Origin of the sequence: Microbacterium sp. oral taxon 186 str. F0373, from assembly GCF_000411455.1 — a bacterium.
GTDB lineage: Bacteria > Actinomycetota > Actinomycetes > Actinomycetales > Microbacteriaceae > Microbacterium.
Genome location: NZ_KE150457.1, coordinates 944,781 through 959,021, shown reverse-complemented (window position 1 = coordinate 959,021; position 14,241 = coordinate 944,781). Strand labels below are relative to the sequence as shown.

Sequence of the window (14,241 nt, the reverse complement as noted above, 5' to 3'; positions counted from 1 at the left end):
GCATGGCGGCTCGGCACGAACGTGGCGGCTCGCGGAGGGGAAGAGGGGTCAGCGGGCGTCCCACCAGGCGCGCAGGCGCTGCTCGGCGGCATCCGCGCCGATCGGGCCCTCGTCCAGGCGCACCTCGAGCAGGAAGCGGTACGCCTCGCCGACCTCACGGCCGGGCGGGATGCCGAGGATCTCCTGGATCCGGTTGCCGTCGAGCTCGGGGCGGATGGCGGCGAGCTCCTCCTGCGAGGCGAGCTCGTCGATGCGCCACTCGATGTCGTCGTACGCCCGTCGCAGCCGCGTGGCCTTCTTCGCGTTGCGGGTGGTCACGTCGGCGCGGGTGAGGATGTGGAGCCGCTCGAGCTGATCCCCGGCATCCCGCACGTAGCGCCGCACCGCCGAGTCGGTCCAGGCGCCCTCGGCGTACCCGAAGAAGCGCAGGTGCTGCTCGATGAGCTGCGTGACCGCCGAGATCGTGTCACCGTCGAAGCGCAGCGCCTGCAGGCGCTTGCGCGCCAGGCGCGCACCCTTGACGTCGTGGTGGTGGAAGCTGACACCGCCGCCCGGCTCGAGCTTGCGCGTCGCGGGCTTGCCGATGTCATGCAGCAGGGCGGCCAGGCGCAGCGTCGTATCGGGCGCGGCTCCCGGATGCCGGGCGTGCTCCAGCTCGATGGCCTGGCGCAGGACCGTGAGCGAGTGCTCGTAGACGTCCTTGTGGTGGTGATGCTCGTCGACCTCGAGGCGCAGTGCGGGCACCTCGGGGAGGATCTCGCCCATCAGCCCCGTCTCGACGAGGATGCGGATGCCGCGCACCGGATCGTCGGTGGCGAGGAGCTTCACGAGCTCGGCCTGCACACGCTCGGGGCTGACGATCTCGATCGTCGCGCGCAGGCGCTCCATGGCCTCGAGGGTCGCCGGCGCGACCTCGAACTCGAGCTGACTGGCGAACCGGGCGGCGCGCAGCATGCGGAGGGGATCGTCGCCGAAGCTGACGTCGGGGTCGCCCGGGGTGCGCAGGACGCCCGCGATGAGATCCTCGACGCCGCCGGTCGGGTCGACCAGGGCGGGCACGGGCAGACGCAGCGCCATGGCGCCGACCGTGAAGTCGCGACGGGCGAGGTCGTCGTCGAGGCTGTCACCGAACGCGACGGTGGGCTTGCGTGTGAGCCCGTCGTAGCTGTCGGCGCGGTAGGTGGTGATCTCGACCTGCTCGGAGGTGCCGGCCGGGCCCGGCATCTTCGCGCCGATCGTGCCGAACGCCCGACCGATGTCCCACGTCGCGGTCGCGAGCGGCTTGACGATCCGCAGGATGTCGTCGGGGCGGGCATTGGTGGTGAGGTCGAGGTCGTGGGTCGGGCGACCCAGCAGCGCGTCGCGCACCGGACCGCCGACGATTGCCAGTTCGAACCCGGCCTGGGCGAACGCGGCGCCGAGGGTCGCCATGATCGGCGAGGTCGCGAGCGACCCGAGCCGGTCGAGGCCTTCGGCCATGTTGAGCATGGTTTCCAGCCTACCGGCGCACCCTCGCCGCCCCCGGGGTCACGCCAGCCGCAGCATCCCGATGAAGACGAGCTCGCGCACCCGCGGCAGCAGATCGGCGCGCAGGGCCGCGGCATCCACTTCGAGCAGCTCCGCGATCGCATCGGAGAGCTGGCCGACGGTGAGCTCACCGTCGGAGGCCCCGACGAGAGCGGCGAGGGCGGGGTCGACCTCGAGGGTGCGCCCGAGACCGCCGCCCTGGCGCAGTTCGATGACGCTCGGGGCTTCGGCGCCGGGCAGATGATGACGCGCCTCGGTGACGTCGTCGGCGACGATCGTGCGGGCGGCGGCGAGGGCCGCGTCGTCGAACTCCTCGAGAGCATCGAAGGCGGCGAGCGCGGCGCCCAGGTGCGCACCGAGGGCGCCGTCCTCGGGCAACGGGTGCGTGATGCGCTCGTAGCGGGCCAGCGCGGGAATCGCGGATGCCGGGCGCCGCAGCAGCAGGTAGCCGAACCCGACCGCATCGACCTCGCGGGCGGCGAAGTCGGCGAGCCACGCGTCGACGAGCGCGCCGTAGCCCGCCGTCCCCGGCGCGGTGCCGCCGTCGCGTACCCAGAGTTCGGCGTAGGCGAGAGGGTCGAGGCGCTCCCGCTCGATCACCCAGGCCTCCAGCGGCACCGGTGAGGCGGCGACCCACTCGCGCACGCGCTGCAGCCCATCCTGGCCCGCGCGGTACTCCCAGTTGCCCAGCAGCTGCGCGGTGCCGCCGGGTGCGAGCACCGCGCCGACCCCCGACACGAACGCCGCGACGAGGTCGTCGCCGGCGTATCCGGCGTCGCGGTACTCGTACTCCGGCACGCCCGCGACGCGCGGCGTGATGACGAACGGCGGGTTCGACACGACGCGGTCGAACTGCTCACCCGCGACGGGTTCGAAGAGACTGCCGAGGCGGGTCTCGATACCCTCCGCGTCGTTGAGGAGCGCGTTGATGCGGGTGAACAGGAGCGCACGGCCGGAGACGTCCGTGGCGACGATCGGCGCCTCGGCATCCGTCGGCGCCCCGCTGTGCGGGGCGGACGGGGCGGACAGGGCGAGGTGGGCGCGCAGGGCCTGGATGCCGCAGCCCGTGCCGACGTCGAGGACCCGGCGGGCCGGCGTCGTCAGCTGCAGACCGGCAAGGGTGAGGGAGGCGCCCCCCACACCCAGGACGTGGCCCGTGGGCAGCGCTCCGCCCAGTGCGGCCTCGTCGAGGTCGCTCGCGATCCACCAGCGGACCGTGTCGTGCGACGCACCCGCCGCGTCCTGAGGACGCACGAGCACCGACGGCACGACGGCATCCCCGTCGATGCGCGCGAAGCCGAGGTCGACCAGCCCGTGCGCCCCGAGCGTCGGCAGCACGCGTGCGACGGCGTCACGGTCGGTCCTTACCCCGAGGAACAGCAGGCGCGCGAGAGTGGCGAGCGCATCGGTGCGCGGGGCCAGGGCCGCCAGGGCGGGTCCGTGCAGGCCGTGGCCGACGGCGGTGTCGGCGACCGGGCCCCAGACCGAGCGCACGGCGTCGGCGCGGTAGCCGGCAGCGCTCAGGTCGCTGCGCAGCGCGGCGATGAGGGCGGGGTCGGGGTTCAGGGTGGGCTCCACAGCAACCCATCCTCACGCACGCCGGCGCGGTTCGCGGCAATCGGCGACGCGACGGATCGCGGCGATCGCGGCCGGTCACGGGATGCCCACAGCGCGAGGACCCTAGAATCACAGCTGATCGTGCGGTCAGGCATCGCACAGGAGCCGATTCCCGCTATGACTGTGTCTTTCCCCGCCGCCGCCCGCCGATCTCCCGACGGCGTGCGCGACCGCCGCCGCGCGCTCTCCGGCACGGCGCTGCGAAGCCTGCGGGCCGCCGCCGCGATCGCGGCCTCGGTCGGGATCGCGCTCGCGATCGTCGCCGCACCGGCTCCGGCCCCCGCGGATGCCGCGACCGGCGCCCCGGATGCCGGGAGCCTCTCGGTCGCGGTGGCTCCGGCCGGCAACGGCGTGGTCACCACGACGGTCGTCTCCGTCGCGGTCGCCGTCTCCAACACCGGCGACGCCGCCGCGGCGAGCGGAACGGTGAGCATCGCGCTGAGCCGGTCGCCGCTGACCACGAGCGCTGAGCTGACGGCCTGGCTCGACGCGCGGACTCCGGCCGACACCGCCGTGGCCTCGGTGCCGGTGACCGCGGTCGCCGCGCGCGGGACGGCGACCGCGACCGCCGCGGTCGACCTCGGGACCCTGGGCGCGCTCGCACCCGGGGTGTATCCGCTGAGCGCGGCGTACTCCTCCCCGTCGACCGGTGCGCAGCCGCTCGTCGCGCACAGCGTGCTGACGGTGCCGGATGCCGCGTCGGCCGGAAGCGGTGTGGGCGTCGTCGTGCCGATCACCGCTCCACCGACCACCACCGGCCTGCTCAGCGCGGATGATCTGAAGGCCCTCACCGCCGACGACGGGGCCCTGCGCACCCAACTGAACGCCGTCACCGGAACGCCGGCCATCCTCGCCGTCGACCCTGCGATCCCCGCGGCCATCCGCGTCCTCGGGTCAACCGCGCCGGCATCGGCGCGGCAGTGGCTCGCCGATCTGCTGGCTCTGCCCAACTCGCGCTTCGCTCTGCAGTTCGGTGATGCCGATCTGGCCACGCAGGTCGCTGCAGGCCTCCCGTCCCCCCTGAGCGTCTCCAGCCTGGATCCCTTCATGTCGGCGCGCAACTTCACGTCCACCGCGGCGGCCGCCGGCGCGGGCGCGAGCCCCACCGCCACCCCCGCACCCGACGGGCGCACGCTGCCCACCCTCGCGCAGCTGCTCGACGTCGGCGCGGCGCGCACCGACGTCTTCTGGCCTGCGACGGGATCCGCCACGGCGGCTGTCGTCTCGGCGCTGAAGAGCGCAGCCCCGTCCACCGATGCCGCCGACCCCGCTCCGATCACTCTCGTGGGAACGGATGCTCTCACCGGAGCCGTCGGTGCGCGGGCGGATGCCGCAGGCGCCGGCGTCCTCGCCTACGACGACGGCGCCTCGAGTGCCCTGCGTACCGCCTCGCTCGCCTCCGACCCCGTGCACCAGGGAGCGGGTCTCGCGGCGGCCTCGGCCTACGCGAGTCTCGCCACGCGCGGTGCCGCCGCCTCCGCGCCGCTGCTCGTCGTCGTCGACCGTGCGACCGGACGGTCCGCGACGGGCCTGCGGGCGGCGATCACGGCGGCATCCTCACTGGCCGGGCGCACGCCGTGGGATCTGAATGCACTGCTGGCGGCCCCGGCGGCATCCGTCTCCGTCACCGGCGGCACGGCGGATGATCCGACACGTGTCGACGCGCTCCGCGATCTGCTCGACCAGGAGACCCGCGTCGCCGCGTTCGCCACCGTGCTCGCCGATCCGACGCTTCTCACCGCGCCCAATCGGGCGGAGATCCTCCAGTTGATGGGGAACGTGTGGCGGGCGGCTCCCGATCAGTTCGCCACCGCACTGTCCGATCACCGCGATGCCACGACGACGACGCTGGGCTCCGTGGCGATCGTGCCCCCGAGCGACATCACACTGCTGGCGTCCTCGGCTCCGCTCACCTTCTCGGTGCGCAACGATCTGCCGTGGCCCGTCACCTTGACCCTCTCCGCCACCCCCAACGACCCGCGCCTCATCGTGCAGAAGACGGCGGATGTGTCGGCCGGCGCCGCCCAGAGCACCCGCGTGCAGGTTCCGGTGCAGGCGCGGGTGGGAAGCGGCGAGTCGACGCTCGACCTGCAGCTGCGCAGTTCGGCCGGCGTGGAGATCGGCCCCCGGGTACGCGTCGCCATCTCGGTGCGCGCCGAATGGGAGTCGGTCGGCATCGTCGTCATGTCGGTGCTCATCGGCGCGATGCTCGTGCTCGGCATCGTCCGCACGGCGCGCAAGATGCGCCGACGCCGCATCGCCGCCGCCACCGCGGCGCACAACCCCCAGACAGAGGACGTCGATGGCTAATCTCGGTCGCGCGAGCGCCATCATCGGAGCGGGAACGCTGTTCTCGCGCGCCACCGGGCTGGTGCGCTCTCTCGTGCTCGTCGCCGTGATCGGCTCCTACGGCAGCAAGGCCGCCGACGCCTTCAGCATCGCGGCGCAGCTTCCGACCAACGTGTACGAGCTCCTCGCCGCCGGTGTGATCACCGGCATCCTCGTCCCACAGATCGTGAAGGCCGCCGCGCACAGCGACGGCGGCTCGCGATACGTGTCGAAGCTGCTGACCCTCGGCAGTGTCGTGCTCGTCGCCGCGACAGCACTCATGATGGCGCTGGCCCCCGCGTTGATCTGGCTCTACACGGACGGATGGAACGGCACCCAGAAGGGCCTGGCCATCGCCTTCGCCTACTGGTTGCTTCCGCAGCTGCTGTTCTACGGGCTGTTCGCGCTGCTCGGCGAAGTTCTCAACGCGCGCAAGGTCTTCGGCCCCTACAGCTGGGCTCCCACCGTGAACAACCTGGTGTCGATCGCCGGGTTCGGGGTGTTCCTCCTGGTCTACGGGGGTCCGTTCACCACCGTCACCGACTGGGATGCCGGGATGATCGCGCTCCTCGGCGGCACCGCCACCCTGGGCATCGCGTTGCAGACGTTCGTGCTCCTGCTGTTCTGGAAGCGCACGCGACTGCACATCCGACCCGACTTCGGCTGGCGCGGCATCGGTCTCCGACACGTCGGCACGCTCGCATGGTGGACGTTTCTCGCCGTGGTCGTCGGCCAGCTCGCGGGAATCGTGCAGTCGCGCGTCGTCACGCAGGCCTCCGGCGAGGCGAGCGTCACCGTCATGGTCTACGCGTGGCTGATCTTCATGCTCCCGCACTCGATCGTGGCGATGTCGATCTCGACCACGTACTTCACGCGGCTCGCCGAGGAGGTCGCCGCAGGGCGGCTCGATCGCGTCACCCCCAACCTCGACGAGTCCATCCGCGCGATCGCGCTGTTCGGGTTCGGGTTCACGGCCGCGATCGGCGCGGCATCCGTCCCGCTGTCCCGGGTGTTCACGACCGATTCCGACGGTGCTGTGCCGATGGCGTGGGTGCTCTGCGGCTACCTCATCGCGCTCGTGCCGTTCGGCGTGCTGCTGATCATCCGGCGAGCGTTCTTCGCCTTTCAAGACACCCGCACGCCGTTCGTGTTCTCCTTCGTCCAGGCCGCCCTCGCCGCCCTCGGCGCCGTAGTGGCGGCGGCAGCGGTCGCGTGGGGTCTGCTGCCCCTGGCCTTCCTCGCAGCCGCCGTCGCCTTCACACAGTCGCTGTCGGCGTACGTGCAGCTCCCGGTCGCGCTGCGCCTGCTGCGGCGGCACACGGACACGACCGCACTGCGCACGACCTGGAGGGCACTCGGCCGCTTCGCCATCGCCGCCGTCCCCGCGTTCGCCGCCGGCTGGGCCGTGTTCCTGCTGGTCGGAGGACCGACGGGGTGGACCGTGTCCGACCGCCTGCTCGGTGCGATCGGTGGCGGCCTCGTCGGCGCGGCGTCACTCGTCGTCTACATCGCCGCACTGGCGCTGCTGCGCACCCCGGAGCTCGCGATCGCCGGCCGCCTCCTGCGGCGCATCACCGGGCGTTGACCGCCGGCGCGGAATGCCGCGCGGTTAGCATGGGTTGCACGCACTGGAGCCCGACAGGGGCTCGTGCGGAAAGGGAAGAGCACGTGCGACAGGTCATCATCATCGGTTCCGGCCCGGCCGGATTCACCGCCGCCATCTACGCGGCGCGGGCGAACCTCTCCCCCCTGCTCATCGCGAGCTCGGTCGAGGCCGGCGGCGAGCTCATGAACACCACCGAGGTGGAGAACTTCCCCGGCTTCCCCGAGGGCATCATGGGTCCCGACCTCATGGCGAAGATGCAGGAGCAGGCCGAGAAGTTCGGCACCGAGGTCGTCTACGACGATGTCGTGAAGCTCGAGCTCACCGGCGACGTCAAGAAGATCGTGCTCGGCAGCGGTGCCGAGCACGAGGCTGAGAGCGTGATCTTCGCGACCGGCTCAGCCCCCCGCAAGATCGGCATCGAGGGCGAGTCGCGCCTGTCCGGTCACGGCGTGTCGTACTGCGCGACGTGCGACGGCTTCTTCTTCCGCGAGCAGGCCATCGCGGTCGTCGGCGGCGGCGACTCGGCCATGGAGGAGGCGACCTTCCTGACCAAGTTCGCGTCGAAGGTGTACGTCATCCACCGCCGCGCCGAGCTGCGCGCCTCCAAGATCATGCAGGAGCGGGCGTTCGCGAACGAGAAGATCGAGTTCGTGTGGAACAGCGAGGTCGTCGACGTTCTCGGTGACGACGCGGTCTCGGGACTGCTGCTGCGCGACACGGTCGACGGCACGGAACGGGAACTGGCTGTGACCGGGGTTTTCGTCGCGATCGGCAACGACCCGCGTACGCATCTCGTGCACGATTCGCTGCAGCTGACCGAGCACGGCACCATCTGGGTGGACGGCCGCTCCTCGCGCACCTCGGTGCCCGGGGTCTTCGCCGCCGGTGATGTGGTCGACCCGATCTATCGCCAGGCGGTCACCGCTGCCGGCAGCGGCACCACCGCCGCCCTCGACGTCGAGCACTACCTCGCCGCCCGCGGCGATGCCGGAGCGCCCGAGAAGGATGCCGCCGAGATCGACGGCCTCGAAGACGCCGCCTGACCGAGCCCGTGCGTGCGGCGTCGGGAACATCCCGGCATCCCCCCGTGTTTCACACACCGGAGCCGAAAGAACCGCGGCTCACAACGAAGGAGACAGACATGACCGCCAAGGCCACGAGCGAGAGCACCTGGCAGCAGGACGTCATCGACGCTGAGGGACCCGTCCTGGTCGACTTCTGGGCCGCCTGGTGCGGTCCGTGTCGCATGGTCGGACCCATCCTCGACGAGATCCAGTCGGAGAACGGCGAGAAGATCACGGTCCTCAAGCTCAACGTCGACGAGAACCCCAACCTCGCCATGGAGTACCAGATCACCTCCATCCCGGCGATGAAGGTGTTCAACAAGGGCCAGGTCGAGAAGACGATCATCGGCGCCAAGCCGAAGTTCGCGCTCGAGCAGGACCTCGCCGCCTACCTCGGCTGAGCACTCCTCAGCCCGCGGCCGCCCAGCGCGGTACGCAAGCCCTGACCCGCACCGGCGTTCAGGATGCTTCGGCTCGCACCGACGCGTCCCAACGCCGGTGCGGTTCGCTTCCCAGCAGGCGCCACACCGCCCGCGTCAGTGGCGGATACTGCAGCGCGATCTGTCGCAGCACGCGGTAGTTGCGCGACGCGGTGGGCTTGTTGCCGCCGTCGGAGGCGATGTTCTCCGCTCGCAGCGTGAGCACGACCAGCTCGTCGACCGACGGCAGATCTTCCATGAAGTCCCACGGGTCCTCGCCGTCGCGGATGCGCTCCTCGACGAGCACCGACAGCTCGTCCGCCGCTTCGGCGCGCAACAGCTCCAGGCTGGCGCGACGCGGGAGCGAGGGGTCGTCTTTCACCCCTCCAGCCTACGCGCCGCTTGCGACGCCGTACCCGTCCTCACCGAGTTCACCGAGGATGCGGTTGAGATCCTGAACCGTGGCGAAATCAATGTTGATCTGGCCTTTTCTTGCCGTCAACGTGATCTTCACCTTCGTATTGAGACGGTCACCGAGGCGCTCGGCGACGTCGTCGAGGTGCGCACGTCGCGCCCCCGCCTTGGGTGCGATCCGACGTGAGCCCGCGTCCGCGATGCCCTTCGCGACGGCTTCCGCGGCACGCACGGAGAGATCCTCGTTGATGATCTTGTCGGACAGTCGCTGCATCGCGTCGGCGTCATCCAGCGAGAGGATCGCGCGTGCGTGGCCTGCGCTGATGACGCCCGCCGCGACCCGCTGCTGCACGGGCATGGGCAACTTCAAGAGTCGGATCGTGTTGCTGATCTGCGGCCGCGACCGACCGATGCGCGTCGCCAGCTGCTCCTGCGTGATGCCGAAGTCCTCGAGCAACTGGAGGTACGCCGACGCTTCTTCGAGCGGGTTCAGCTGCGAGCGATGCAGGTTCTCCAGCAGCGCGTCGCGCAGCAGGTCCTCGTCGGCGGTCTCGCGCACGATCGCAGGGATCGACGTCAACCCGGCTTCACGAGAGGCACGCGTGCGACGCTCCCCCATGATGAGCTCGTACTTTCCCTCGTCGTTGAGACGGACGACGACCGGCTGCAGCACTCCGAACTCGCGGACGCTGTGCACCAGCTCCGCGAGATCGTCGGGATCGAAGTTCGTGCGCGGCTGGCGGGGGTTGGGAACGATGTCGTTCGGGTCGATCGTGATCAGTCGCGCCCCCGGCACCGCCACGAGCTCGGCTTCCTCACCCCCCGCGGATGCCGCGGCTTCCGAGGCCGCGACGTCGGAGACCTGTGCATCGCGCGACTCGACCGTCGCGGCCGCAGCCGCGGCAGACGACGCACCGGGGAAGAAGACGTCGACCGGACGCGCCTCTGCACTGTCGCCGGTGGGGATCAGTGCGCCGATTCCGCGGCCGAGACCGGTACGTTTCGCCATCAGGAGTTCTCCTCGTTCGCGGGGGCGCGCTGAGCGCGTTGGACCAGTTCTACCGCCGCTTCGCGATACGACACGGCACCGGCCGACTGGCCGTCGTACGCGATGACGGTCTGTCCGAAGCTCGGCGCCTCCGAGACGCGCACCGAGCGGGGAATGACCGTCCGCAGCACTTCCTGCGGAAAATGCTGACGCACCTCATCGGCCACCTGCTGAGCAAGGCGTGTGCGGCCGTCGTACATCGTCAGAAGGATCGTCGACAGGTGCAGGCGCGGGTTCAGGTGCTTCTGGATCATGCGCACGCTGCCGAGGAGCTGGCTCAGACCCTCGAGCGCGTAGTACTCGCACTGAATGGGGATCAGCAGCTCGCTCGCGGCGGTGAAGGCATTGATGGTGAGCAGTCCCAGCGAGGGAGGGCAGTCGATGAGGACGATGTCGATGCGTTCCGACGTGGTGGCGAGGAAATCATCGAGTGCCGTGCGCAGGCGGTGCTCGCGCGCCACCTGCGACACGAGTTCGATCTCTGCTCCGGCGAGGTGGATCGTGCTGGGAGCGCACAGCAGATTCGGTGACTCCGGGCTCACCTGGATGATGTCCGCGAGGGGGAACTCGTCGATGAGCACGTCGTAGACGCTGGGGATGTCGGCGGAGTGCGGCACACCCAGCGCCGTGGACGCGTTTCCCTGCGGGTCGAGATCAATCACCAGAACACGCGCTCCGAGCGATGCCAGCGCGGCCGCGAGGTTCACGGTGGTGGTCGTCTTTCCGACGCCGCCCTTCTGGTTCGATACCGTGAAAACGCGGGTGGCGCCCGTGAACTCGACGTCGACGGCATCCAGTGCCTTTCGGCGCGACGTGAGGTCAGCGAGTTCGCGAGCGATCGGGCTGTCGTCGATAGAGAAGGGTGCGGGTGCGGTCGCGTTCTCCGATTCCGGCACCATCAACTCCTGTCTTTTCGGGACTCTTCTACTGTAGTCGAGCCGTCCGACGCGGCGGTCCTCGCCGGCCTCATCCGAGCATGTTTCACGTGAAACGAAGGGTGGCGCGTGACGTGGCTGCTGTTCGACGCACAGCGGGCGCTGCACTGACACCCCGCCGTCACGTTCTGTTTCACGTGAAACGGTGGCCTCCGCACACGGCTCACCGGAGCGCAAGCGTGCACGCGTCTCGATGCGTGCGCGCCCGCAGCTTCGAAAGCCAAGCATGAGCGCGAACCGTTCGACGCGGGTGTCCACCGTCTGCAGGGGGCTTCACACGACGACGCCGATGTTTCACGTGAAACCGACGTGACAGAACACACGACGGCGTCGATGCGCCGGCGCGTACGGAACAACAGGGACGCGTCGCGCCATCAGACCCTGCGTGTCAGCACCATTCGATCGCTCGACCTGCTCTCACTGCGCAATCTCGATGACAATCTTGATGCCGCATTCACTGACGCCGGGAGCGATGCCGCGCTCCATGACCCTGGGGCCGGCGTCGAGCGTTGGCGACGAGGCGGGGATCTCTTGCTGCCGCTCGCACCCGGTCGGCCCGCCATCCGCCGTGCGACGAAAAAGCTCGTCGAACCCGAGAAGGCCACCCGACGAAGCCGCCCGAGTATCGCCAGCATGATGACGCCGACGAGTGACCATCGCCACCACCCTCGGGTGATCGGGTGGCGAGCACGATCCCGATTGCCCGCACCGGAGGATCTCGCGCGTGCGCTCCAGTGCAGGAGCATCATTGTGCTCGCGAATCCGTGTGCACGCGAACCCGTCGTGAGGAGGATGTGTCGCACCGGCGTGGCGAGCACGTGTCGTCCTCCACGCGCAGCCGGCCGACCGAGACCACCTGCGTACGCTGGTGTTTCACGTGAAACGGCAATCACGCCGTCACAGACAGATCCCGTGCGGATGTTTCACGTGAAACAGCAGCAGCGAACAGTGCGCGATGCTCACGCAGCCCGCGTCGCGCGAAGGACCCGGGTGGGCTCAGCGATGATCCCTTCACCAACCGTTTCGACGCGCACATCGGTCAGCTTGTAGCGACGAATCACCTTCTCAGCGGCCGCGATCTCGTTCTCCGCATTGGCGCCTTTGAGGAGCACGAGTTCTCCGCCCGGGCGCAACAGGGGAGCGGTCAGCGGGATCAGTGTGCGCAGCGCGCTCACCGCGCGCGCCGTCACGGCGTCGAGAACGGGGCCACCGCTCCACTCCTCGCCGCGCGCGCGCACCACCTCGACGTTGTCCAGACGGAGCTCTGCCGTCTGTTCCTCGAGCCACGTGACCCGCCGCTCCATCGGCTCGACGAGCACCCACTGCACATCCGGCCGCGCAATAGCCAGAACCAGACCCGGAAGGCCGGCGCCCGACCCCACATCCGCCACGCGTCCACCGGTCGGGAAGAGTGGAGCGGCAATTGCAGAGTTGAGGATGTGGCGGTTCCACAGCCGAGGGGGTTCGAGTGGCCCGATCAGCCCGCGCTCTTCCCCGTGTGCCGCAAGGGCGGCGGCGAACCGGCGGGCGAGGGGCAGTCGGTCACCGAACACGACCAGAGCAGAGGCTGGCTCGGTCTCGACCCCGGTTGTTTCACGTGAAACGTCGTCCATGGGTGTCAGGCGCGACGGATCACCGTGTGACGGTCCGCCCCGTCGCCGTACGACTCTGACACCAAGCCCCGGTCGGCGACGATGTCATGCACGAGCTTTCGTTCATAGCTCGTCATCGCGGGAAGGGATGCCTGGGACGCGCCCTCGTCCAGTCGCGCGATGGCGCGGTCGACGAGCTTCTCCAGTTGCCGCTGGCGTGCGTCACGAGAACCGCCGACGTCGAGAATCAGCCGCGAGAAGCGACCGGTCTTCGTCTGCACAGCAATGCGCACGAGCTCCTGCAGCGCTTGCACCGTGTCAGGCTCGGAGAGCAGCCGAAGGGCGTCGGCATCATCGTTCTCGACCGACACGTAGGCACGGCCGGCGCGCACATCGAGTGCGAGGTCGCCATCGATGTCGGCGATGTCGAGAAGTGCCTCCAGGTAGTCGGCCGCGATGTCGCCTTCCTGCTCGAGTTGCTCGGCAGTCGCGACGGGACGCTCGGCGGCGTCACTCTCGGAAGTAGTGCTCATGAGGGTCCTCGGAAGATTGTCGATTCGATCAGGAATCGGTGGTGGGCTTGTTCTTCGGCTGCTGCGACTGCTTCTTCGCGCGCTGCTTGCTCACCGGCTGCTGTCGCTTGGGAGCTTCGGCCTTGGCCTTCTGCGCCTCTTCGTACAGACGCTGCTGCTCGGCCTGGTACTTCTCGAGCGGCACGATCTTTCCCTGTGCGTCGATGGCCTTGCCCTTGCGCGCAAGGCGCTCTTCGCGAGCCTTCGCCGCCTCGGAGCCGGGCGTTGGGAGGTTTCGAATCACGAGGAACTGCTGAACCATGGTCCAGATGTTCGAGGTGAACCAGTACAGCACGACGCCGAGCGGGAAGAAGACGCCCGAGAAGATGAAGGCGAGCGGCAGGATGTAGAGCATGATGCGCTGCATCTGGTAGGCCTGGCCGGTCTTGGCCTCGGGGGAGAGGTTCTTCGAGATGATCTGCAGCTGGGTGATGAACTGCGACGCGATCATCAGCACCACGAGAACGATCAGAATCGCGACCGTTGCTTCCCAGCCGGACGGCTTCTGATTGATGGCCTCGACCAGGCTGGTGTGCAGCGGCGCCACGCCGAAGAGCTTCGCCTCGTAGAACTGCCACGTGAGGTCCTTGTTGAGCAGCCCGACGCCGCCGAAGCCCCACTCGGCGTGCTTCTTGACGTCGCTGAGCGTGTAGAACATGCCGAGCAGAATGGGCATCTGCACCAGCAGCGGCAGACAGCTCGACACGGGAGTCGTGCCGTGCTTCTTGTACAACGCCATCGTCTCGCGGCTCATCGCCTCACGGGAGAGCTGATCCTTCTTGCCGCGATACTTCTCCTGAACTTTTCGCAGTTCAGGAGCGATTTCCATCATCTTGCGCTGACTCTTGATCTGACGCACGAAGAGAGGAATGAGAGCGCTGCGCACAACGATCACGAGGCCCATGATCGACAGCACCCAGGTGAGTCCCGCGTCGGCCTCGAGACCGATGGACGTGAAGATCCAGTGCCAGAACACCAGGATCGCTTCGACGATCCATTTGAACGGCCACATGATGGTGCTGAAGAAGTCGAGGCTCGACGACGGCGCCGGGGTGGTCGGCGTCGGCACGACGGGGGTCGGCGTCGCCGCAGCGGCGGCGTAGAGAAGATCCAGCACGG

At 69.3% G+C, this 14,241-nt stretch carries 13 protein-coding genes; 4 read left to right on the top strand and 9 right to left on the bottom strand.

All coding sequences use genetic code 11. The annotated features are described in order from the left end of the window. Positions 1-48: 48 nt before the first annotated feature. Both HMPREF1529_RS04370 and HMPREF1529_RS04365 read right to left on the bottom strand, forming a co-directional pair. On the bottom strand, positions 49-1,488 hold the full coding sequence (locus HMPREF1529_RS04370; protein ID WP_016463845.1) for a CCA tRNA nucleotidyltransferase: 1,440 nt from the start codon (positions 1,486-1,488) through the stop codon (positions 49-51). A gap of 39 nt (positions 1,489-1,527) precedes the next feature. Beyond that, entirely contained in the window at positions 1,528-3,105 is a 1,578-nt protein-coding gene (locus HMPREF1529_RS04365) for a DUF7059 domain-containing protein (RefSeq protein WP_016463844.1), read from the bottom strand. 156 nt (positions 3,106-3,261) lie between these two features. Between HMPREF1529_RS04365 and HMPREF1529_RS04360 the strand changes: the two genes are divergently transcribed. From HMPREF1529_RS04360 to trxA, 4 genes are all read left to right on the top strand, one after another. Continuing rightward, on the top strand, positions 3,262-5,454 hold the full coding sequence (locus tag HMPREF1529_RS04360; protein WP_016463843.1) for a DUF6049 family protein: 2,193 nt from the start codon (positions 3,262-3,264) through the stop codon (positions 5,452-5,454). Further along, entirely contained in the window at positions 5,447-7,057 is a 1,611-nt protein-coding gene (gene murJ / locus HMPREF1529_RS04355) for a murein biosynthesis integral membrane protein MurJ (RefSeq protein WP_016463842.1), read from the top strand. The genes HMPREF1529_RS04360 and murJ overlap by 8 nt, the downstream gene beginning before the upstream one ends. 83 nt (positions 7,058-7,140) lie before the next feature. After that, a complete protein-coding gene (trxB, locus tag HMPREF1529_RS04350; RefSeq protein ID WP_016463841.1) occupies positions 7,141-8,121 on the top strand; it encodes a thioredoxin-disulfide reductase in 981 nt (326 codons plus the stop codon). A 98-nt stretch (positions 8,122-8,219) separates the two neighbouring features. Then, entirely contained in the window at positions 8,220-8,543 is a 324-nt protein-coding gene (gene trxA, locus HMPREF1529_RS04345; protein WP_005054661.1) for a thioredoxin, read from the top strand. A gap of 58 nt (positions 8,544-8,601) precedes the next feature. Here trxA and HMPREF1529_RS04340 read toward each other — a convergent pair whose 3' ends face one another. The 7 genes from HMPREF1529_RS04340 to yidC all read right to left on the bottom strand — a co-directional run bounded on the left by HMPREF1529_RS04340 (position 8,602) and on the right by yidC (position 14,239). Then, a complete protein-coding gene (locus HMPREF1529_RS04340) occupies positions 8,602-8,943 on the bottom strand; it encodes a hypothetical protein (RefSeq protein WP_005054663.1) in 342 nt (113 codons plus the stop codon). A gap of 9 nt (positions 8,944-8,952) precedes the next feature. Then, entirely contained in the window at positions 8,953-9,984 is a 1,032-nt protein-coding gene (locus HMPREF1529_RS04335) for a ParB/RepB/Spo0J family partition protein (RefSeq protein WP_016463840.1), read from the bottom strand. Then, positions 9,984-10,919 carry a ParA family protein gene (locus HMPREF1529_RS04330; RefSeq protein WP_016463839.1) on the bottom strand — a complete coding sequence of 312 codons (936 nt, stop codon included), beginning with the start codon at positions 10,917-10,919 and terminating at the stop codon, positions 9,984-9,986. Before HMPREF1529_RS04330 ends, HMPREF1529_RS04335 begins: the two co-directional genes overlap by 1 nt. 456 nt (positions 10,920-11,375) lie before the next feature. Then, positions 11,376-11,615, bottom strand: a complete 240-nt coding sequence (locus HMPREF1529_RS04325) for a hypothetical protein (protein WP_157533857.1) — start codon at positions 11,613-11,615, stop codon at positions 11,376-11,378. 302 nt (positions 11,616-11,917) lie between these two features. Continuing rightward, positions 11,918-12,571 (bottom strand): 16S rRNA (guanine(527)-N(7))-methyltransferase RsmG, encoded by a 654-nt coding sequence (rsmG, locus tag HMPREF1529_RS04320; RefSeq protein ID WP_005054669.1) that lies wholly within the window; start codon positions 12,569-12,571, stop codon positions 11,918-11,920. 5 nt (positions 12,572-12,576) lie between these two features. Next, positions 12,577-13,083: a Jag family protein gene (locus HMPREF1529_RS04315; RefSeq protein ID WP_005054670.1), complete on the bottom strand. Its 507-nt coding sequence runs from the start codon at positions 13,081-13,083 to the stop codon at positions 12,577-12,579. A gap of 28 nt (positions 13,084-13,111) precedes the next feature. Continuing rightward, positions 13,112-14,239, bottom strand: coding sequence for a membrane protein insertase YidC (gene yidC, locus HMPREF1529_RS04310; protein WP_005054672.1), 1,128 nt, complete (start codon positions 14,237-14,239; stop codon positions 13,112-13,114). Between the last annotated feature and the right edge of the window lie 2 nt (positions 14,240-14,241).

What these genes read in the sequence shown, in the direction of transcription:
- trxA (WP_005054661.1), top strand. Translation starts at nt 8,220, where the DNA reads ATGACCGCCAAGGCCACGAGCGAGAGCACCTGGCAGCAGGACGTCATC.
- HMPREF1529_RS04370 (WP_016463845.1), bottom strand. Translation starts at nt 1,488, where the DNA reads ATGCTCAACATGGCCGAAGGCCTCGACCGGCTCGGGTCGCTCGCGACC.
- HMPREF1529_RS04315 (WP_005054670.1), bottom strand. Translation starts at nt 13,083, where the DNA reads ATGAGCACTACTTCCGAGAGTGACGCCGCCGAGCGTCCCGTCGCGACT.
- HMPREF1529_RS04360 (WP_016463843.1), top strand. Translation starts at nt 3,262, where the DNA reads ATGACTGTGTCTTTCCCCGCCGCCGCCCGCCGATCTCCCGACGGCGTG.
- HMPREF1529_RS04325 (WP_157533857.1), bottom strand. Translation starts at nt 11,615, where the DNA reads ATGGTCACTCGTCGGCGTCATCATGCTGGCGATACTCGGGCGGCTTCG.
- HMPREF1529_RS04335 (WP_016463840.1), bottom strand. Translation starts at nt 9,984, where the DNA reads ATGGCGAAACGTACCGGTCTCGGCCGCGGAATCGGCGCACTGATCCCC.
- rsmG (WP_005054669.1), bottom strand. Translation starts at nt 12,571, where the DNA reads ATGGACGACGTTTCACGTGAAACAACCGGGGTCGAGACCGAGCCAGCC.
- murJ (WP_016463842.1), top strand. Translation starts at nt 5,447, where the DNA reads ATGGCTAATCTCGGTCGCGCGAGCGCCATCATCGGAGCGGGAACGCTG.